The organism is Finegoldia magna ATCC 53516, from assembly GCF_000159695.1.
Lineage (GTDB): Bacteria > Bacillota > Clostridia > Tissierellales > Peptoniphilaceae > Finegoldia > Finegoldia magna_F.
This window is the reverse complement of sequence record NZ_CM000955.1, coordinates 1708531-1729261: the sequence shown is the minus strand read 5'-3', so window position 1 is coordinate 1729261 and position 20731 is coordinate 1708531. Positions and strand designations below refer to the sequence as shown.

The window sequence follows — 20731 nt, the reverse complement described above, 5'->3', positions numbered from 1 at the left end:
AATGTATAAATTAGGACAAAGAGAGAATTTAAAAATTGATAAGATAAATACGGAAGTTTTGTTGAAAAAAGACAACGAAAATAATTTTGCTAGAATGAATGTAGACGAACTTTCTGGAGAAAAAGTTGGCGATATTGTCGATGTATTCATTTACAACGATAATAAAAAACTTATGGCAACTAAGAAGCAACCTAAGATTGAATTGGGTAAAATTGCAAGACTTGAAGTAAAAGATATTACGAGAATTGGCGCCTTCTTGGATTGTGGCTTAGACAAGGATATTTTGTTGCCGTTTAAGGAGCAAACTTCAAAATTAGTAAAAGGCCAAAAATATTTGGTGTATTTGTATATTGATAAGTCGAATAGATTGGCACTTACTATGAGAATTAAAAATTTATTGAAAAACGACAGTGGCTATGTGAAGAACGACTGGGTGGAAGGCGTTATATACAACATAGTGGACGGTTTAGGAGCTTTTGTAGCTGTAGATAATAAATATGAAGGGCTTATTCCTTCAAGCGAATTAACGGGCGTTGTGGACCTTGGAGAAGAGGTCAAGTGTAGAGTTACAGATGTTAAGTCTGATGGCAAATTGGATTTGTCATTTTTTGAACCTGCATATAAGCATATCTCATCAGATGCTGATGTTATTTTGGAAGAACTTAAAAACTCTGATGGATTCATTAATTTTAACGATAAAACAGACGCCAACAGAATTAAATCGGTATTTAATATGTCAAAATCCAGTTTCAAAAGAGCTGTTGGAAGACTATTAAAAGAAAATATGATACAATTTTATAAAGACGGAATAAAATTAACTAGTAAAGGGAGAGGTAATAATGGAAGACAACAAAGATAAAATATTAGCAGTAGTAAATGGTGAAGAAATTAAACAATCAGAAGTTGATAATTTTATTAAAGCTTTAGGTTATAGAGGAGCACAATTCAATAACGAAGAAGGAAGAAAAAGATTAACTGATGAATTAATCAACAGAAAGCTTTTGTTCTTTGATGCTAAGAAATCTGGCTTGGATAAAGATGAAATATATGTAAAAGAAGTCAAAAAACAATCAGAAGAATTGTTGAAGGATTTTGCAATGGCTAACATAATCAATTCTGTTAGAGTATCTGATGAAGATTTGAAGGAATATTATGAAAACCACAAGGATAATTTCAAGGTTCAACCAACATTCACAGCTTCTCATATTTTAGTTGAATCTGAAGATTTGGCTAATGAAATCAAAGAAAAAATCGATAACGATGGTGATTTTGCAGAATTAGCTAAAGAATACTCTACTTGTCCATCAAAAGAACAAGGTGGAGATTTGGGAACATTCCAACAAGGTCAAATGGTTAAAGAATTTGAAAATGCTTTGATTGAAAATGAAATTGGAGATATCGTAGGACCTGTTAAAACACAATTCGGTTATCACATTATCAATATCAAAGATAAAACTGAAGGAAAAGTAAAATCTTTTGAAGAAGCAAAGAATGAAGTGAAACAAACACTATTACAATTGAAACAACAACAAGCATATATTGATGCTACAGACAAATTACAAAAAGAATACAAAATCGAAAAATTTTATTAATAACAAATGGAGAAGTTAAATGAATAATCTTAAGAAGAAGATAGTAGCTTTATGTTTAGCATTTAGTATGGTGTTGAGTACAGGCACTGCTGTATTTGCAAAGGAACAAGATGATAATGCAAGTCCTACAAAAGTACAATCAACTATGAATAGGATTGAAGGACGCGATAGATTTGCCGTTGCAAATAAAGTAATGGAAGATTATTATCAAAACTCTAAAAAAGTCGTGCTTGTATCCGCGATAAAATTTCCTGATAATATCAGTTCTACTGTTATGAGTCAAGGACAAATCCCGATATTATACACTTATTCAGATAAATTAGACGCTTCCACTGAAAAACTTTTAAAATCAAAGGATTTGGATGAAGTAATAATTATAGGTGGAGAAAAATCTGTAAGTAAGGCTGTTCAAAATCATATAGAAAATGATTTGAAAATCAAAGTTGTGAGATATGCGGGATATGACAGATATGCAGTTAATGCCAAAATAGTTTCTGAAAAGTTCGCTAGTAAAAATGCTGAAAAACAAAACTTGGTTGTAGCTAGTGGTGAAGTATTTGCAGATGCTATTAACGCCACATCTTTGGCACAAAAACACGATGCACCAATATTATTGGTATCAAAAAACAAAATTTCTAGCGACACAAAAGATTATTTGCAATCTTTCTATAAAGGAAATATAGGTAAAATTTTTGTAGTCGGTGGAAAAAATACAGTATCTGATAAAGTTGTTCAAGAAATCAAAGCTATTACTAATGTAAAACCACAAAGAATCTTTGGATCTAACAGATATATGACATCTGTCAGAGTCGCAAACGCAAGTTTTACTGCACCAACTAAAGCAATATTTGCTAGTGGTGAAGTGTTTGTAGACGCATTGGTAGCGGCACCACTTTCACAAAAGCTAAAAGCGCCAATACTTTTGGTTTCAAAATCTTCTATAACAAGTGATGTTAAATCATATATTGGTAGCAATTCTTTTGAAGAAATGTACATTGTCGGTGGAAAGAATACAGTATCAGAAAAAGTAAAAGATTTGATTTTGGATAACAAATCAGACGAAACTGTTACAACTGATCCAAAATATCCAGGAAAGAAAATAAAACGTACAAAACCATTACCAGGATTAGAAAATGAACAAGAATTTCCAGTTCAAATCAGTGACGATACGATTGTAATGGTACGTGGTCATTATGATGACGAAATGGCAGATGAAATATTAACACTTTTGAATCAATATCGAAAAGAAAATGGTCTAAAAGAGTTGAAACAAGATAATTCATTAACACCAGTTGCAAAGACAAGGGCAACGGAAATTGTTCATTTATTTGAACACGTTAGACCAAGAGGTGGGCTAGTAACAGATATTTCTAACATCAATGGAGAAAACATCTACAATGGACCATACACTGCAAGTGGTGCAATGGAAGCCTGGAAGAATTCTCCAGGACACAACGAAAACATGTTAAGAGAAGTTTTTACAAGAGTTAAAGTAAAAGTATTTGTTACAAAAGCATATTACGAAGATTCTGATCAAACTTATGACAGATATTACGCAGTTCAAATATTTGGAATTTAATATTAGAGTTAAGAAATGAAAGTCGATGTAAAATGACCTGAACCCGTAAACACGGAATAATTTAATAATATTTTAAGCGGAATGTAATCTGTACATGACAGGGGACATTCCGTTTAATTTTGTTTTAATTCTATCCTCATTGTACCATTTAATATATCTTTCGATCTCATTAACTAATTCATCATAACTTTTAAATTCCACACCATAATACATTTCTTGTTTCAATATTCCAAAGAAGTTCTCCATTGGAGAATTGTCTAGACAATTTCCTTTTCTTGACATGCTTTGTGTAATTTTCAATTTTTCTAACTTATTTGTCCAAGTACTATGTTGATAATGAAATCCTTGGTCTGAGTGTATTATTAGTTTACTTATATCTTTTGTTTTATTTATTGCTTTTTCTAACATTGTATTGGTTAATTTAGTTGTTGGATGATTGCTTAATGTATAGCTAATTATTTCGCTGTTGTATAGGTCTAGTATTGGTGATAGATAGAGTTTTTCTTCTTTGCCTCTCAATCTAAATTCTGTTACATCTGTTAACCATAATTGATTTGGTTTAGTAGCGCTAAATTGTCTTCTTACTACATTATCTGCTACTTTTCCTATTTGTCCTTTGTATGATGAATATTTTCTTGATCTAGTTTTGAATTTAGTACATAGCAAGGATTCTTCTCTCATTATTCTTAATACTCTTTTATGGTTGATATTAAAGCCTTTATTTTTTAATACCATAGTTACTCTTCTGTAGCCATATCTACCTTTTGATTCATCTACTATGGTTTTAATTTCATTTTTAACTTCTTTGTCTTTGTCTGTTGGATTTTCTAATTTTATCTTCCATTCATAGTAGGATGATTTAGGTAACTTAGCGATTTCGATCCATTCACGTTACCTTGCTTTTTGGATATTCTTTTTGTAGTTTGAGGATTATCTTTGTCTTTTCCTTGCTTCTGCTTCCTCTTCCAGTAGCAAGGCTTGTAGCTTTTTTTCGTATATTATCTTCATTTTGAGAAGTCTATTTTCTTCTCTTAGTCTTATTAATTCTTCCCTTTCACTTTCGTTTATTGGAGTGTTTAGTTTAGACTTTTTATTTGATTTAGTCATATTTTTTCTAGGCCTTCCTCTGTTATCTTCAAGCCCAGATAGACCACGTTCTTGATAAGCTTTTTCCCATCTGTATACCATAGATACATTTACAAGATTGAAATGCTCTGCAGTCTCTCTAAGCGAAGTATTATTGATTTGCCTATATTGTATTACAGATAGCTTAAATTCACTAGTGTAATTATTGTTTTTTAACTTTTTAGATAAGTTATCAAAGCCTCCTGAATTATATTTATTTATCCAATTTCTCAAAGTTCCATCTGGAATATCATATTTTTTAGCTACCATTTCTCGACCACCCGAATTACCTGATAAGTATTCCTTCACTAGTTTAATTTTAAATTCTTTTGTGTATTTTGGCATACAAAAACCCCTCCATCCGTATTCCGGATTTTGGGGTTCAGCTCAAAAATCATCGATTTTCTTTTTTTTTTGAAATTTGGGTATAATATTTGTAATATATAAAGTTATCGCAGGAGGAAACAATGCTAAAATATTTACATAAAAAACTAATCAGAAATAAAACATATTTTTTCGTGATATTATTGTCGTTAATAATGTGCTTTGCGACTATATTTTTACAAATGCAAAAGTCAACATATTTTGAGTTGGATAGAATAAAAGAAATGGAATCCAGCACGGATAGTTTGATTGCGTATTTTTTGAAAAACAAACGAAGTGGCAAAAAATTAAATCCAAAGTTAAGCGTCGAAGAAAATGAAAAAATATATGATACAGAATTAAAATATTATGGAAAATTATCCGATAATTTGTACGAGATAGATAATTTTATGTCGACAAATACGAATAAATCATCATTTGGTGAATATAGCAGAAAATACGATGCTAAATCAATCTACACTCACGAAAAAAACGTTTTAGAACTTTTAGATGAATTGGATTCTCACACTGAATACAAAAAAATAAAAGTAGATGAGGATTACATTAATTTTATTAAACACAGGAATGCTGATAATTCAACAAAAACAAATGGAATTATCAATGAATATAAACAATTGAATTTTGCGGCAATTATTTCTAAGCAATCGTCTATTATATTCGGAGTAGTTCCGGCAGCTTTTTTAGCAATATTTCTAATGATATCCTTGGAAAATGACGAAGTGTTGAAGAAGTTACCATTCAAGAATATTTCAATTACGAAGAATAGATTTCTTATGAGTCTATTAATTTACGTTGTGTATATTGTCTCAGTTTTATTATTCCTATTGTTAATTAGCACAGTATTTTTGGATGGATTTGGTAAATTTGATTATTTCCATATATCAGTACTTGAACGATACAAATTCTTAACTGAAAAACAGAACTTAGGATTTGTGAAGTTGGAGTATTTGAAACCTTATGAAATCTTGTTGAGAGGAATTATAACTTTGATTTTATCTTCGACTTTTGTATTTGGGATATTATCATTAGTTAAGAAAATTTTCACATCAAAAATTATGGAGCTTATGTTCTCAATATTCGTTGTAGGTGGTTTTGTTGGTGATTTGTTATTGTTTAATCACAGATTCAATCCACTATTCATAACCAAATATTTTTCTTGGATGCAAATAGTGTGCTTATTATTGATAGATATAATTCTTTTAGTTTGCTGTTTCAGTGTCAAAGATAGAGCGAAAAAAGAAAAAGTATCCTACAGAAAAGTTGATACAACTAGTGTAAAGGGATTAGTGTTAACTAATATCATTTCCAAGCAAATGGTTGTGTTTATTGTGGTTTCAGTTGGATTGTTTTCGTTATTTACAGGTTTTAAAACTGAAAAATACAATAAATTACGCGAGGAAGAAGAGCAAGTTTACAAGAATTACTTAGCTTTTGGAGAATCATATAAGGCGAAGATTTTAAATGATCCTTATTTGACAGAGTCGGAAATTAATCAAAATCTTGAAAATTTCGAAAAAGAATTTGAAGGCGGAATCAAAGAATACAGAGTGTACATCAATAGAGAAAAAGATTCTGATAAATTTTACAAATTTTATCAAGACAAATTCACATCTGTAGATTTGTGGTTTGATCAAAGTAGTGGATATATGGATAAGAGCGATTCATTGAGTATGTACACAAAACGATATATGTACGATAAGCTTGAAATATTAAAGAATATGAAGGCGACTCCTTCTAGTAGATTATACGATGGAATATATAATGTGGATTACAATCCAGAAGATGGAGTTAAGTATTTGAAAATAAAAGACAGAATATTTTCTTATTTGTTTAATGGAAGTAGTGAGGGAATATCTGGGATTAATTTGCTGTACGATTTATTCTACACAAAATTCAATGTGATTGTGACATTATTATCTGCCTGTTTATTTGGAAGTTTGTTATCTAGAAACAAGAAAATTATAGAAATACAAAAACTAACACCAATTAACAAAAATTCTATTTTTAGACGAAATGTATTATCAAGTATTTTCAGCACGATAATAGGATTCTTGATTGTTTTGGCAATTATATTTGCAATTGGAACAATAATTGGTGGAATTGGTAATTCATCACTTCCAACAATGAGGATATCGAATATAATGTTCAGCGCAGAAATTATGAGATACAGGGAATTTATCATCAAGAGTGTGATATTGTCTATACTAGTGTGTGCTTGTATATTAATGATGATAAACATTACAAAACTATTCATAGACAATAAAATGTCCAATTTGATTATTGCGTTGATTGTGATTCTATCAATAGGATTACCGTATATCGTGAAAATTGTTCCTGCTTTTTTGCCATTATCTTATATTGATAGTTCGGCTGTGGCGAATGGATTTGTGTCATTTCATCAACAAAATGGCTATTTGAATTTCACGTTTGGAGTGATTTCAGTTATTTTGTGGACTATAGTATTGTATTTTATTGGCAAGAAGAAATTTCAAGAAAAGAGGAAATAAATGTTACAAGTTATTGATTTAGAAAAGAAATACGGCGACAAAACTATATTAGATAAGGTTAATTTTGACCTCGAAAAAGGAAAAATAAAAGCATTAGTTGGACCAAATGGATCTGGTAAAACGACTTTGATGAACAGCATATCTAATTCTATAAAATTAGACGGTGGGAAGATTTTGATTGATGATGAACAATACAGTGATGAAAAAATCTTCAATAAACTCACTTTTTTCAGAGATGAAACTATCCTTGATGGCAATATGAAAGGGATAGACTACTTGGAATTAATCAAGAATGCATATAATAAAAATTCAGATGATGTGAATAATATTTGCAAAAAATTTGAAATAGAAGGATTTGTAAATAAAAGAGTCGGAGAGTATTCGCTGGGAATGAAGAAAAAGTTGATGCTTGGAATGTCATTCTTGCCAGGAAATGATTATGTTTTGTTAGATGAACCGCTAAATGGTTTGGATCCAACCAGTGTTATTAAAACGAAGAATTTCTTGAAAGACATTGCTAAACACGATGTAGGAATTATTATATCAAGTCATGGGTTGAATGATTTGGATGATATAAGTCGTGATATTTTGTTTTTGAAGGATAAGAAAATCTTAGAAGAAAAACTAGAATCTGTGAAATATTTAAATCTTTCAACTTCAAATGATGAATTTGTCAGAAAAACTTTGATGAATAACGGATATGAATACGAAAATAATTTGATTATTCTAAAAGATGAAAATATTAAATCAATTTTGAAGATTTTATCTCAATTGGATGTGGAAATTTTTAGTATAGACAAGAAAACAAAATCTTCTCAAGAAAGATACATGGAATTGTTCGAAATTTAATATATGTGGGACTCATTAAGTGAGAGTCTCATTTTTATTATTGAGAATACTTGCTATTTACAATTTCAAGATAAATTATTATGACATTTACAATTAGATTTACTCCATCAAAATAAAATATCGCCAAGAATATAAAAAACTTTAAATAATTTTGTTAAAAATCTAATCAAATACTTGCACTTTTTCAAATAGTATTGTAAAATTATTTGGGCTTAAAAATGCAATATGCATTTTACATAGAAATATAAAATAAGGAGTGATGGAGAAAATGAGTAAAACTGAAAAGAAAAAACTAGGATTAATACCAAAATTATTAATCGCGATCGGATTAGGTACTTTAGCTGGTTTGTATATGCCTCAATGGTTCGTAAAAACTGCTGTAACATTCTCATCAATGTTCGGAGCATTTCTAAACTTTGTTATTCCACTTATGATTATCGCTTTTGTAACAAAAGGAATTGCTGATCTTGGAGAGGGAGCTGGAAAATTATTATTAGTAACGGTTGTAATTGCTTATGCATCTACATTAATTGGTGGATCATTATCATACGTTATGAGTTCAAATATTTTCCCAGCATTTATAAGTCCAGATCAAGTTTCTAAGATTCAAGCTTCAACCAAAATAGTAATGGATCCATTTTTTGAGGTTCCAATCAAACCATTTTTTGATGTAACTTCATCGATTATTTTTGCATTTATGATGGGAATTGCAATTTCATGGTTAAGGAAACAAGGCAAAGGTGAATTTTGTTATGGATTAGTTGGAGAATTTAATGACATAATAACAAAAGTATTATCGACTGCAATTGTACCGTTATTACCTTTCTTTATTTTTGGTAATTTTTCAAAAATGGCATTCACAGGATCTGTATTTGCAGTGCTTTCAATTTTCTGGAAGATATTCTTATGTGTAATTGCACTTCATTTAATATATGTATCAGTATTATTTGTAATAAGTGGTATTTACACAAAGAAAAATCCTGTAAAACTTATCAAAAATCAAATCAAAGGATATTTGACAGCTATAGGAACGCAATCATCTGTTGCAACAATTCCAGTCAACTTGGAATGTGCTAAACAAAACTCTGTAAGTAAAAGTATCAGAGATTTTGTAATTCCACTGGGAGCTACGGTTCATATGCCAGGTTCAATGATTACAATTACTGCTTGTACTTTTACAATATTAACAATGTATGGAATGAATCATTCTTACTTACTAATGTTAAGATATATGGCAATTCTTGGAATAGCTATGGTTGCCGCACCAGGAGCTCCGGGTGGAGCAGTTATGAGTGCTTTGCCATTTTTGCCAGTAGTTGGAATTCCATCAGAAGGTGAACTTGCATCATTATTGATTACACTTTATTTGACACAAGATTCATTTGGAACTGCTGCGAATATTTCTGGGGATACTGCAATCTCTGTAGCTATCGATAAAATATTCAACAGACATATTGTAAAGAACGATGAATACAAAGACGGTTTCAATGAAAAAGTAATAAATGAAGAAGATTTATAAAAAAATTTTGGCTAGGCTCTGTGAGCCTAGTTTTTTAATTGAAAGATTTTTATTTTTTGAAATTTTTTAAAAATCAATGCGAATTATTGTTTATTGAATTAAACAGACAGATGATATATAATGTTAAAGTAAAACATATGTTCAAGGGGTGAGTTATGGAATTTAAATTACATTCAAAATTCAAGCCAACAGGTGATCAACCACAAGCGATTGATAAACTTGCAAATGGTTTGGAAAATGGAAAAAATCATCAAATTTTAAAAGGAGTTACTGGTTCAGGTAAAACTTTTACTATGGCTAATATTATTCAAAAAGTTCAAAGACCGACTTTGGTTATAGCTCACAACAAAACTTTGGCATATCAGTTAGCTAGTGAGTTTAGGGAATTTTTCCCAGAAAATGCGGTTGAATTTTTTGTTTCGTATTACGATTATTATCAACCAGAAGCATACGTTGTTCAATCGGACACTTATATAGAAAAAGATTCAAGTATCAATGAGGAATTAGACAAGCTTCGCCACAGTGCTACGATGAGTTTATTCGAAAGAAGAGATGTAATTATAGTTTCTTCTGTATCTTGTATTTACGGCTTGGGTGATCCTATTGATTATGAAAATTTGGTTATATCTTTGCGTCCAGGAATGGAAAAAGATAGAACTGAAGTTATGAAAAAATTAATCGACATTCAATACGTTAGAAATGACATTAATTTCACCAGAGGAACTTTCAGAGTAAGAGGAGATAGCTTGGATATTTTCCCAGCATCTAGTGGAGAAAAAAGCGTAAGGATAGAATTTTTTGGCGACGAAATAGATAGAATTACTGAAATTGATGCTTTGACTGGAGAAATCGTCGGAGAAAGAAATCACGTTGCCATTTATCCTGCAAGTCACTATGCAACGACTCAGAAAAAAGTCGAAAAAGCTATCGTAACTATTGAAGAAGAATTAGAAGATAGATCAAAATACTTTAAAGATCACAATAAATTGTTGGAAGCTCAAAGATTAGAGCAAAGAACGAGATACGATATAGAAATGTTAAAAGAAATGGGATTTTGTACTGGAATAGAAAACTATTCAAGACATATGTCCCAGAGAAAGCCTGGAAGCAGACCTTACACTCTTATCGATTATTTCCCAAAAGATTTCGTGACAATGATTGACGAATCACACGTTACTGTTCCACAAATCGGAGGAATGTATGAGGGAGATAGGTCCAGAAAAACTAGCTTGGTTGATTATGGTTTCAGATTGCCTTCTGCATTGGACAATCGTCCTTTGAGATTTAATGAATTTGAATCGATGATGAATCAAGTAATTTATGTGTCAGCAACTCCAGGAAAATATGAAAAAGCAAAAACTAATGAAGTAGTTGAACAAATTATCAGACCTACAGGATTATTAGATCCAAAAATTGAAGTTCGTCCTACAAAGGGACAAATCGACGATTTGGTTAGTGAAATCAATAAAACTATTGAAAAAGGTGAACGTGTTCTGATCACAACTCTTACTAAAAAAATGAGTGAAGATTTGACACGATATCTTGAAGATTTGGATATAAAAGTAACATATTTGCATTCAGATATTGATACGATTGAAAGAATGGAAATAATCAGAGATTTGAGAGAAGGAAAATACGATGTACTTGTTGGTATCAACCTTTTGAGAGAGGGATTGGATTTACCAGAAGTTTCTTTGATTGCGATTTTGGATGCTGATAAGGAAGGTTTCCTACGTTCAGAGACTTCTCTTATACAAACTATTGGTAGAGCTGCTAGAAACTCAAATGGTCACGTTATTATGTACGGTGATACGATTACTAGGTCGATGGATGTGGCTATCACAGAAACTAATAGGCGTAGAGAAATACAAAAAGAATACAACGAAGAACACAACATTATTCCAACTACTATTAATAAATCTGTTAGAAAAAGAATCCAAAATACTTTCGTGGCAGAAGAAAATGAAAGTTATGATGTTAATAAAGTTACGGAATTTTCAAAGGACGAAATAGAAGTTATTATTGAAAATTTGAACACAGAAATGTTAAAAGCTGCAGAAGAATTGGATTTCGAGAGAGCTGCTACACTTAGAGATCAAATCAGGAATTTGAAAAACACTTACTAAAGGAGCAAAATGAGCAAAGATAAAATTGTTATAAAAGGTGCTAAGGAGAATAATCTAAAAAATGTGGACCTTACCATTCCTAGGAATAAAATGGTCGTGTTTACTGGATTGAGTGGGTCAGGTAAATCTTCTTTGGCATTTGACACTATATATGCGGAAGGGCAACGAAGATATGTAGAATCTTTGAGTTCTTACGCACGCCAATTTTTAGGGCAAATGGATAAACCAGATGTAGAATACATTGAAGGATTGTCGCCTTCGATATCTATAGACCAAAAAACAACTAACAACAACCCACGTTCAACAGTGGGAACTGTTACAGAAATATACGATTATTTTAGACTACTTTTCGCAAGAGTTGGAACTGCTTATTGTCCTGTTTGCGGGAAAGAAATTGTTAGCCAAACTGTCGACCAAATTGTAGATAGTGTGAAAGAATTAGAGGAACGTTCCAGAATTCAAATTTTAAGTCCTGTAGTAAAAGGCAAAAAGGGTGAATTTAAAAAACTTCTTCAAAATTTGAGAAAAGATGGTTTCATAAGAGCAATTGTAGATGGTGAGCAAGTTGAATTAGCTGAGGAAATAGAACTTGATAAAAACAAAAAACACGATATTGATGTAATTGTCGACAGAATTATAATTAAAGAAGGAATTGATTCAAGGCTAACAGATTCTATAGAAACTGCTCTGAGATTATCTGAAAATAATGTAAAAGTTGATGTTATTGGCAAAGATGTAATTTCCTACAGTACATCAATGAGTTGTCCAGATGGACATATTTCTTACCAAGAATTAGAGCCAAGAGATTTTTCTTTCAATAATCCATTTGGGATGTGTCCGCATTGTAATGGACTTGGTTTTCATAAAAAGGTTGATGAAGATTTGGTCATTCCTAATAAAGAATTATCTATTTTACAAGGTGCAATAGATCCTTATCAATCTTCGAAACCAGGTGGATATTATTTTGAAATAATAAAGGCAATTGCTGATTCTTATGATTTTCCATTGGACAAACCAATAAAAGAAGCTCCAAAGAAAATGATAAATGAAATTTTAAATGGATCTAAGAAAAATCTCTCATTTATTTTTGATAGCCATTTTTCTGGACGAAAAAAATTCAACGGTAAATTTGAAGGAGTTTTGAAAAACTTAGAAGAAAGATACAATAGAAGTACGACAGATTCTATGCATCAAAAAATTGGTGAGTATATGACTGACGTTGAATGCGATTATTGTCATGGAGCTAGATTAAAAGATGAGTATTTGTCAGTTCGCATAAATGAAAAAAATATTTACGAAATTTGCCAAATGCCTGTAAAAGATTCTCTTCAATGGTTCAAAGATTTGGAATTGGAAGAGTCCAAGAAATTTATTGGAGACGAAATATTGAAGGAAATTATAAGTAGACTTCAATTTTTGAATGATGTTGGGCTTGATTATTTGACTTTGGATAGATCTGCTTCTACTTTATCTGGTGGAGAATCTCAGAGAATTAGATTGGCAACACAAATTGGATCTGCATTGGTCGGCGTTGTCTATGTATTAGATGAGCCTTCAATTGGCCTTCACCAAAGAGACAATGATAAATTGATTAAAGCGCTTAGAAACTTAACGGATATTGGAAATACTTTGGTAGTGGTTGAACACGATGAAGATACGATGAAAGAATGCGATTATCTTGTTGACATCGGACCGGGGGCTGGTGTTCATGGAGGCGAAATCGTAGCTTGTGGAACTATTGATGATATTATAAAAGAAAAAAGATCCATTACAGGGAAGTATTTGTCTGGCGAATTGGCAATTCCTGTTCCGGAACAAAGACGAAAACCAAATGGATATTTAGAATTTAAAGGTTGCAAAGAAAATAACCTAAAGAATATAAATGCGAAATTTGCACTTTCATGCTTCAACTGTGTTACAGGAGTTTCAGGATCTGGCAAATCTTCATTGGTCAACGAAATTGTCTACAAGAAATTAGCCAGAGATTTGAATAATGCGAAGATGAAGAATGGTAAATTCAAATCAGCCACTGGAATTGAAAATTTGGATAAAGTTGTACAAATAGATCAATCTCCGATTGGTAGAACGCCACGAAGTAATCCAGCGACTTATACAAAAGTATTTGATTTGATAAGAGATTTGTTTGCATCGACTCCTGAAGCAAACATGAGAGGATATCAAAAAGGAAGATTTTCATTTAACGTAAAGGGTGGAAGGTGTGAAGCTTGTAAGGGCGATGGAACTATAAAGGTAGAAATGCACTTTTTACCAGACGTTTATGTTCCATGTGACGTTTGTAAAGGAAAAAGATATAACAGAGAAACTTTGCAAGTAAAATACAAAGGCAAAAACATCGCCGATGTTTTGGATATGACAATTGATGAAGCGTTAGAATTTTTTAGAAATTTTCCGCCAATTAAAAATAAATTGCAAACTTTACAAGATGTAGGTTTGGGATATATTAAATTAGGACAATCTTCAACTGAATTATCCGGTGGAGAAGCGCAAAGAGTAAAACTTGCCAGTGAATTATCTAAAAAAAGTACAGGAAAAACTGTATATATTTTGGATGAACCAACTACGGGTCTTCATTCAGCAGATATTGATAAATTAATTGAAGTCTTGCAAAGACTTGTGGATCAAGGGAATACCGTTATTGTTATTGAACACAATCTTGATGTTATTAAGGTCGCGGATTATATTATCGATTTGGGACCTGAAGGAGGAAATGGTGGAGGACAAGTTATCTTCCAAGGAACTCCTGAAAAATTAATTAGTAAGAAAAATTCATATACTGGGCAATATTTGGTTCCAAAATTGAATCGTTAAATTTTTGTAATAATCACCTTCTGATTTTTAGTGTATAATAAAAGTTAAGAAGGTGATTTTTTATGTACAATATTATGGTTGTCGACGACGAAAAAGACATAGTAAAAGCCATAGAAATATATTTGAAAACAGATAATTACAATGTGTTGAAGGCTTATAATGGTTACGATGCATTAGAATTAATGGAAAAGAATAAAATAGATTTATTTTTGGTAGATATAATGATGGAAGGAATGGACGGATTAGAACTAACTCAAAAAATAAGAGAAGTATCTAACGCGCCAATCATAATTTTGTCTGCAAAAAGCGAACTGAATGATAAGGTTATGGGATTGAATTTGGGTGCTGACGATTATATTACGAAACCTTTCGATGCTGTAGAATTATTGGCTAGAATCAAATCTTGTTTGAGAAGATTAGAACTTAGCAAAGACAATTCTTTAAATGGTAATGTGTTCTCAGCAGGAAGATTGACAATCAACGACGACAAAAAAGAAGTATTGATTGATGGTGAAGAAATAAAGTTAACTCCTTATGAGTACGGAATAATTTTACTTTTATTGAAAAACAAGGGAATAGTATTCACATCAGAAGAAATTTATGAAAATGTGTGGGAAGCTCCTCCTTATGATGTAAAAAAAATAGTTTCAGTCCACATATCAAGACTCAGAGAAAAAGTTGAAATCAATCCTAGAAGACCTGATTTGATTAAATCTGTGTATGGAATGGGATATAAGATAGAGGATATTTAATGATAAACTGGATAAAGAAAAGTTTTAGATCTATCGATGGTTATGTTGAAAAACAATTGGTAGATTTACTACTGTATTTTAGTTTTGGTTTTATTCTTGTATTCACTGTATCATTTTTTATTGAAAATATAATTAATGTATATAATTTTTCAGTTGCCATAACGTTGATATATGCGATGCTTGCTTTTTTCTATTCAATGGTCAAGGTAGTAAGGACTATTTACAAAAAGAAAAAGAATGCATTTTTAATATATCAATTCATTAGTAATTTCAAAGGAAAATACTACAATATTTATGTTGAGTCATTATTAACTTTGATTTTTTTAATGTATACTATGGCAACGATTATGGTTACAAATAGGAATTTGTTTGGGATTATATTCATCGGTGCAATTTTAGCGAAAATTTACATATCAATTTTAATCAATAATCTTGGCAAAATACTGCTTAACAAAAAAGTTGAGGCTATGTATTCTGGAAAAGACATTGATGTGTTTATTGACGACGAAATTTACAAAGACTCTGTGTATTTGATTAACCATTTACATGATTCGGTTATTAGTACAATGCAAGATAAAATCAATTCAGAAAAAATGAAAACTGAATTGATTACAAATATTTCACATGATATCAAAACACCTTTAACTTCTATTATAAATTACGTGGATTTGCTGAATCATGAAACAGATGAAGCCGAAAAGAAAAGATATATTGAAATTCTAGAATATAACGCTAAAAGATTGAAAACTATGGTAATAGATTTGATTTATGCTTCTAAAACTGGAACAGGAAATATTGATATTGAAATGGAAGTTGTAGAGCTGAATGAATTAGTATTGCAAGTTTACGGTCAATTTGATTCTGATTTCAATAAGTTGGGACTGGATTTTGAATATAGTGATAAAAGAAAAACAGTATTGATGATGACAGATGGTGCAAAGTTATCTCGTGTAATCGAAAATATTTTTAGTAACATTGTGAAGTATTCAAAACCTAACACAAAAGTATACGGTGAATGTGATGTAGTCGATGACAATATTATTCTGAAATTTTCTAATGTATCCAAGAATAAGATTGAAGTGAGCGCAGAAGAATTGATGGGGCAATTTGTAAGAGGGGAAAGGTCACGCCATTCTGAAGGTAGTGGACTTGGTTTGTACATTGCGAAGAATTTGATAGAATTGCTTGGAGGAACAAGTAAAATATCAATTGATGACGATAGATTTATTTATGAGATTAATTTTAAAGTAACTAGAAAAAAGAAAGTAAAATAGAATACAAAATTACATGATCCACATTGCCACCCCGCTTTAATTTATTTATTATAGCGGGGATTATTTTTATATAACTTCAATTAATATTAATTATTTTCCGGATAAAAAAGATTTATTCCTAATTCCGAGAAATTCTCCTTAATTTGAGAATCTAAATTCTGGTCGGTAATAATTCCATCAACTTCATTAAAATTACAAACTCTAATAGTTGCTGTATTTCCAAATTTTGTACTATCAGCTACACAAAATGTTTTTGAGGAGACCTGCTTCATTGTAGTTTTTATATCATATTGATCAAATCCATAATCCATAATTCCGTGTTTCAAATTTATACCACTTGCACTCATAAAAAATATATCAGGATGGTACATTTTGATAAAATTTATTGCTGATAATCCGTATGTAAATAAATCTTTATTATTAAGTCTTCCAGAAGCAAGTAATATTTTGATAGAAGGATTAGTAGCTAATATTTGTGCTATTGACAGAGAGTTCGTTATACATGAGATATTGTTAAATTGTTTTATTAATGATTTAGATATTTCTACATTTGTCGTACTGTCGTCTAGAGCTATCATAGAACCTTCTTTAACAAAGTCAGTAGTTATAGTAGCTAAATTTATTTTTTTTTCAATGTTGATTGTTTTTCTTGTAATCAAATCAAATTCTGGAATGTTTTCGTCAATTAAAATAGCACCTCCATAGACTCTTTTTAATTTATTTTCATTTTCTAATGTTTCTAGATCACGGCGTATAGTTTCAGGAGTAACATTAAAATTTTTCGATAAATTTTGGACTGTGATGCTACCATGTTTATTTAAATCTTGTAATATTTTATTTAATCTATCATTTTTTAGCATAGTATTTTAAAATTTTCACCTCATTTTTATTATAGCATATTAAAAATAATTTTTATGTTTTTATTTTAGCTTATTTACGTATATTTTACGAATACATTAATATTTTTTAACACCTAAAGATTATTATAAGATTAGGAAACAAAGATAAGCAAAAATAAAACAACAAAAACAAATATAAAATTGTGAAAAACACATAATAAGGAGGTTAAATGAGCAAAATTTCTCTAAGAAATATTTACAAAAGATATGAAAATAGCAAAAAATCTGCGGTTACCGACTTTAATTTAGAGATAGAAGATAAAGAGTTCATAGTTTTTGTAGGGCCTAGTGGTTGTGGAAAATCTACAACACTCAGAATGATTGCTGGATTGGAAGATATATCTGAAGGTGATTTATTTATTAATGGAAAAAAAATGAACGATGTTGCTCCTAAGGATAGAGGAACTGCAATGGTATTTCAAAGACTAATTGTCAAATCAAATGCAACACCTATGGTAAGAAACCAAAAAGTTCTTCTTTAGGTGTTTTATATTGTATACATTTTCTAGGTCTATTATTCATTAAACTTAAGTTATAATTTAAATCATTAATATTTACTTCCGATAAATCCATACCCTTAGGATAAAACTCCCTTAAAAGTCCATTACTATTTTCATTTGTACCCTTTTGCCATGCACAGTAGGGGTCACAAAAATAAGTTTTACATCCTAACTCTTTTTCTATTTTCTCAAATTCTGAAAATTCTTTACCTCTATCAAAAGTTATTGTTTTCACTAATTCTTTGGGAAAATCTTTTAGTGCATTGATTATTGCAGGTGTTACATTTTCTGATTTTCTATTTTCAACTAGAATTGCTATATAGTATCTAGATTTTCTTTCTGCTAAAGTTACGAAACAGTATCCACTTTTTCTTTTATGATCGAACCTGCCTGATTCTACTGTATCTGCTTCCCAGTGACCTAGCTCTTGCCTTTTGTATATTTCTTTAGGTCTTTTCTTAATAGTTCTGCCTTTATCGTTAAATTTTCCTCTTTTTTCTGCTGGTCTTTTAAATCTTCCTTTTCTTCTCAAATTTTCCATACTGGTTTTTGGCAGTTTTTTTGCGTGTATAAGCCTATATATAGTTGATGTAGATGGTATATGATTAATAGAATTTGTATTTCTATTTGATATTTGTTCAGGTGACCAATGTTCATTAATTTTTATAGTTAAATACTCAATAACATCTTTAGAAAACTTGGTTTTCCTATGACAATCTTTCCTTCTATGACGATATTTGTCATTTGCCTTTATTGGGAAGTATTTAGTGTAACTTCCTCTACTGGATTTTATTTTAGAAGAATTTCTTTTAATTTCTCGAGATATTGTACCAGGTGACCTTTTAAGTGCTTGTGCAATTTTTCTTATACTCATTCCTAAATTTAAAAATTGATAGATACAAGATCTCTCTTCTATGGTAAGATGGTTATAGCTCATAGTTAATCGCTCCTTTTAATATGTTTTGTTTGGTCACTTACATATTAACACAGCTGATTAGCTATGAGTTATTTTATGTTGCACTTGTTATGATAAATTATCCAAAACTATGCATTATATCCTCATTTAAATGTTTATGACAATATCGGATTTGGTTTAAAAATCAGAGGTGTTGACAAAAATACAAGAGATAAGAGCATTCGAAAAACAGCGGAAATGTTAAGTTTGACACCTTATCTTAAAAGAAAACCTATTGAGTTATCTGGTGGTCAACGTCAAAGAGTTGCATTAGGGAGAGCAATAGTAAAAGAATCTGAAATATTTTTAATGGATGAACCTTTGTCAAATTTGGATGCAAAGTTAAGAATTCACATGAGAAAAGAATTAGTAGAATTACAACAAAATTTAGGTTCTACAGTTATTTATGTAACACATGATCAAACAGAAGCAATGACCATGGCAAGTCGAATTGTTTGCTTAAAAGATGGGATTATTCAACAAGTCGGGACGCCGGAAGAACTTTACTCTAATCCTAATAATATGTTCGTCGGGGGATTCTTAGGGTCTCCACCGATGAATTTTATAAAAGGGAAAATTGAAGACGCGAAATTCTATGATGAATCAAGTAATTATATATGCGATGTTAACCAAGATTCTGCTAAAGATGTTGTATTAGGAATTAGACCCGAGAACATCAAAATTTCTAATAATGATTCAGGAATTAAAGTTCCGGTGAAGTTAATAGAATTGCTTGGTGCTGATTATAATATTCACGCTGAGTTATATGGAAATAAAATTACTATAAATACAGATGCTAATAGATATATAAAAGATAAGGACGAATTAAACATTGTATTTGATGCAAATAAATTATTGTTTTTTGATCCAAAAACAGAAATGAGATTATTTTTGGAGGATTAATATGGACAATGTAAAAAGTGTAACAAAGCATCAAGATAATAATAGAAAAATAAAAGATATTAAAAGAAATAGTTTGAATGTTCCTAACTTCATAATATATATACTTATTCCATTATTACCATTATTGGTTTTTTGGTTCATTCCAATGATTATTTCTTTTATGATAAGTTTTACCGATTGGGATTATATTAGTCCAAAATTTAATATAATTGGTTTAAAAAATTATTCAGAGATACTTAAAAGTTCAGAATTTTGGCAAGCTTTAAAGAATACAATTTTATTTGGTTTTGGAACAGTATGCCCGACTTTAATAATTGGTTTTCTAATGGCCCTAATAATCGAGAAAGTAAAAAAAGGAAAAGATATTTTTCAAGGATTTTTATTTTCGCCATGGATTACTCCAATGGTTGCAATGAGTATTGTATGGAGTTGGATGTTCAGGCCTAGTGTTGGATTAATTAATTATTGTTTAAAATTTTTGGGAATTAATGGTCCAAATTGGCTAATGGATTCTAAATATGCTCTTATAGCTGTTATGATAGTTACTGTTTGGAAAACAGCTGGATGGGCGATGCTGTATTATTCAGATGCAATAAGTAAAATACCAAAAGATTTATTTGAAGTTTGTAATTTGGAAGGAGCAAACTCATTCCAAAAAATTAAATATATTTATTTTCCACTAACAATAAAAACGACATTGTTTCTAGGAATCATAAGTCTGATAAATTCAATTCAGGCTTATGATCAGATTTCTGTACTAACTAGAGGAGGTCCAGCTGGATCAACTAGAACATTATTATACTTATTTTATCAGATGGCATTTGAACAATTTAATATGGGCAAAGCTACAACTATTGCAATAATAATGGTAATTATCACAGGAATACTAGCTAGTATCATGTTCTATATGCAAAAGAAACTAGTAAAATAGGAGCTAA

At 30.5% G+C, this 20731-nt stretch carries 16 protein-coding genes and 1 pseudogene; 13 read left to right on the top strand and 4 right to left on the bottom strand.

Annotated elements, in window-relative coordinates:
* Position 1 precedes the first annotated feature (1 nt).
* The 3 genes from HMPREF0391_RS08340 to HMPREF0391_RS08330 are packed head-to-tail and all read left to right on the top strand — an operon-like array spanning position 2 to position 3171.
* Positions 2-859, top strand: a complete 858-nt coding sequence (locus tag HMPREF0391_RS08340) for a S1 RNA-binding domain-containing protein (RefSeq protein WP_002836618.1) — start codon at positions 2-4, stop codon at positions 857-859.
* Positions 840-1592 carry a peptidylprolyl isomerase gene (locus tag HMPREF0391_RS08335; RefSeq protein WP_002836617.1) on the top strand — a complete coding sequence of 251 codons (753 nt, stop codon included), beginning with the start codon at positions 840-842 and terminating at the stop codon, positions 1590-1592. Before HMPREF0391_RS08340 ends, HMPREF0391_RS08335 begins: the two co-directional genes overlap by 20 nt.
* A 19-nt stretch (positions 1593-1611) precedes the next feature.
* Positions 1612-3171: a cell wall-binding repeat-containing protein gene (locus HMPREF0391_RS08330; protein WP_002836616.1), complete on the top strand. Its 1560-nt coding sequence runs from the start codon at positions 1612-1614 to the stop codon at positions 3169-3171.
* Positions 3172-3243: 72 nt separating this feature from the next.
* On the opposite strand, the gene HMPREF0391_RS08325 is transcribed toward HMPREF0391_RS08330, so the two are convergent.
* A complete protein-coding gene (locus HMPREF0391_RS08325) occupies positions 3244-4047 on the bottom strand; it encodes an IS3 family transposase (RefSeq protein ID WP_268890128.1) in 804 nt (267 codons plus the stop codon).
* Between the two features lie 54 nt (positions 4048-4101).
* On the bottom strand, positions 4102-4641 hold the full coding sequence (locus HMPREF0391_RS08320; protein ID WP_002835581.1) for a helix-turn-helix domain-containing protein: 540 nt from the start codon (positions 4639-4641) through the stop codon (positions 4102-4104).
* A gap of 122 nt (positions 4642-4763) precedes the next feature.
* On the opposite strand from HMPREF0391_RS08320, the gene HMPREF0391_RS08315 reads away from it, so the two are divergent.
* From HMPREF0391_RS08315 to HMPREF0391_RS08285, 7 genes are all read left to right on the top strand, one after another.
* Positions 4764-7187: a hypothetical protein gene (locus HMPREF0391_RS08315; RefSeq protein WP_002836614.1), complete on the top strand. Its 2424-nt coding sequence runs from the start codon at positions 4764-4766 to the stop codon at positions 7185-7187.
* Entirely contained in the window at positions 7188-8036 is an 849-nt protein-coding gene (locus HMPREF0391_RS08310) for an ATP-binding cassette domain-containing protein (protein ID WP_002836613.1), read from the top strand.
* 268 nt (positions 8037-8304) lie between these two features.
* The gene (locus HMPREF0391_RS08305; RefSeq protein ID WP_035109571.1) at positions 8305-9555 is read left to right on the top strand and encodes a dicarboxylate/amino acid:cation symporter; all 1251 of its coding nucleotides are present in this window, start codon (positions 8305-8307) and stop codon (positions 9553-9555) included.
* 155 nt (positions 9556-9710) lie between these two features.
* The gene (uvrB, locus tag HMPREF0391_RS08300) at positions 9711-11681 is read left to right on the top strand and encodes an excinuclease ABC subunit UvrB (RefSeq protein ID WP_002836611.1); all 1971 of its coding nucleotides are present in this window, start codon (positions 9711-9713) and stop codon (positions 11679-11681) included.
* Between the two features lie 9 nt (positions 11682-11690).
* Entirely contained in the window at positions 11691-14510 is a 2820-nt protein-coding gene (gene uvrA, locus HMPREF0391_RS08295; protein WP_002836610.1) for an excinuclease ABC subunit UvrA, read from the top strand.
* Positions 14511-14572: 62 nt separating this feature from the next.
* Entirely contained in the window at positions 14573-15262 is a 690-nt protein-coding gene (locus HMPREF0391_RS08290) for a response regulator transcription factor (RefSeq protein WP_002836609.1), read from the top strand.
* On the top strand, positions 15262-16536 hold the full coding sequence (locus tag HMPREF0391_RS08285) for a sensor histidine kinase (RefSeq protein WP_002836608.1): 1275 nt from the start codon (positions 15262-15264) through the stop codon (positions 16534-16536). The genes HMPREF0391_RS08290 and HMPREF0391_RS08285 overlap by 1 nt, the downstream gene beginning before the upstream one ends.
* 86 nt (positions 16537-16622) lie before the next feature.
* Here HMPREF0391_RS08285 and HMPREF0391_RS08280 read toward each other — a convergent pair whose 3' ends face one another.
* Positions 16623-17396: a DeoR/GlpR family DNA-binding transcription regulator gene (locus tag HMPREF0391_RS08280; protein WP_002836607.1), complete on the bottom strand. Its 774-nt coding sequence runs from the start codon at positions 17394-17396 to the stop codon at positions 16623-16625.
* A gap of 209 nt (positions 17397-17605) precedes the next feature.
* On the opposite strand from HMPREF0391_RS08280, the pseudogene HMPREF0391_RS08275 reads away from it, so the two are divergent.
* A pseudogene (locus tag HMPREF0391_RS08275) lies at positions 17606-17884 on the top strand (ATP-binding cassette domain-containing protein); the annotation flags it as partial.
* A 1-nt stretch (position 17885) separates the two neighbouring features.
* Here HMPREF0391_RS08275 and HMPREF0391_RS08270 read toward each other — a convergent pair.
* Entirely contained in the window at positions 17886-18872 is a 987-nt protein-coding gene (locus tag HMPREF0391_RS08270) for an IS30 family transposase (protein ID WP_002834841.1), read from the bottom strand.
* A gap of 96 nt (positions 18873-18968) precedes the next feature.
* Here HMPREF0391_RS08270 and HMPREF0391_RS09675 point away from each other — a divergent pair, with 96 nt between their 5' ends.
* Both HMPREF0391_RS09675 and HMPREF0391_RS08260 read left to right on the top strand, forming a co-directional pair.
* Positions 18969-19793, top strand: a complete 825-nt coding sequence (locus HMPREF0391_RS09675) for an ABC transporter ATP-binding protein (protein WP_080545260.1) — start codon at positions 18969-18971, stop codon at positions 19791-19793.
* 1 nt (position 19794) lies between these two features.
* Positions 19795-20724 (top strand): carbohydrate ABC transporter permease, encoded by a 930-nt coding sequence (locus tag HMPREF0391_RS08260; protein WP_002836600.1) that lies wholly within the window; start codon positions 19795-19797, stop codon positions 20722-20724.
* Positions 20725-20731 lie beyond the last annotated feature (7 nt).

Bases quoted from the DNA above. Each gene is read 5' to 3' on its own strand.
- HMPREF0391_RS08340 (WP_002836618.1), top strand. From the start codon at position 2: ATGTATAAATTAGGACAAAGAGAGAATTTAAAAATTGATAAGATAAAT.
- HMPREF0391_RS08335 (WP_002836617.1), top strand. From the start codon at position 840: ATGGAAGACAACAAAGATAAAATATTAGCAGTAGTAAATGGTGAAGAA.
- HMPREF0391_RS08330 (WP_002836616.1), top strand. From the start codon at position 1,612: ATGAATAATCTTAAGAAGAAGATAGTAGCTTTATGTTTAGCATTTAGT.
- HMPREF0391_RS08320 (WP_002835581.1), bottom strand. From the start codon at position 4,641: ATGCCAAAATACACAAAAGAATTTAAAATTAAACTAGTGAAGGAATAC.
- HMPREF0391_RS08315 (WP_002836614.1), top strand. From the start codon at position 4,764: ATGCTAAAATATTTACATAAAAAACTAATCAGAAATAAAACATATTTT.
- HMPREF0391_RS08310 (WP_002836613.1), top strand. From the start codon at position 7,188: ATGTTACAAGTTATTGATTTAGAAAAGAAATACGGCGACAAAACTATA.
- HMPREF0391_RS08305 (WP_035109571.1), top strand. From the start codon at position 8,305: ATGAGTAAAACTGAAAAGAAAAAACTAGGATTAATACCAAAATTATTA.
- uvrB (WP_002836611.1), top strand. From the start codon at position 9,711: ATGGAATTTAAATTACATTCAAAATTCAAGCCAACAGGTGATCAACCA.
- uvrA (WP_002836610.1), top strand. From the start codon at position 11,691: ATGAGCAAAGATAAAATTGTTATAAAAGGTGCTAAGGAGAATAATCTA.
- HMPREF0391_RS08290 (WP_002836609.1), top strand. From the start codon at position 14,573: ATGTACAATATTATGGTTGTCGACGACGAAAAAGACATAGTAAAAGCC.
- HMPREF0391_RS08285 (WP_002836608.1), top strand. From the start codon at position 15,262: ATGATAAACTGGATAAAGAAAAGTTTTAGATCTATCGATGGTTATGTT.
- HMPREF0391_RS08280 (WP_002836607.1), bottom strand. From the start codon at position 17,396: ATGCTAAAAAATGATAGATTAAATAAAATATTACAAGATTTAAATAAA.
- HMPREF0391_RS08270 (WP_002834841.1), bottom strand. From the start codon at position 18,872: ATGAGCTATAACCATCTTACCATAGAAGAGAGATCTTGTATCTATCAA.
- HMPREF0391_RS08260 (WP_002836600.1), top strand. From the start codon at position 19,795: ATGGACAATGTAAAAAGTGTAACAAAGCATCAAGATAATAATAGAAAA.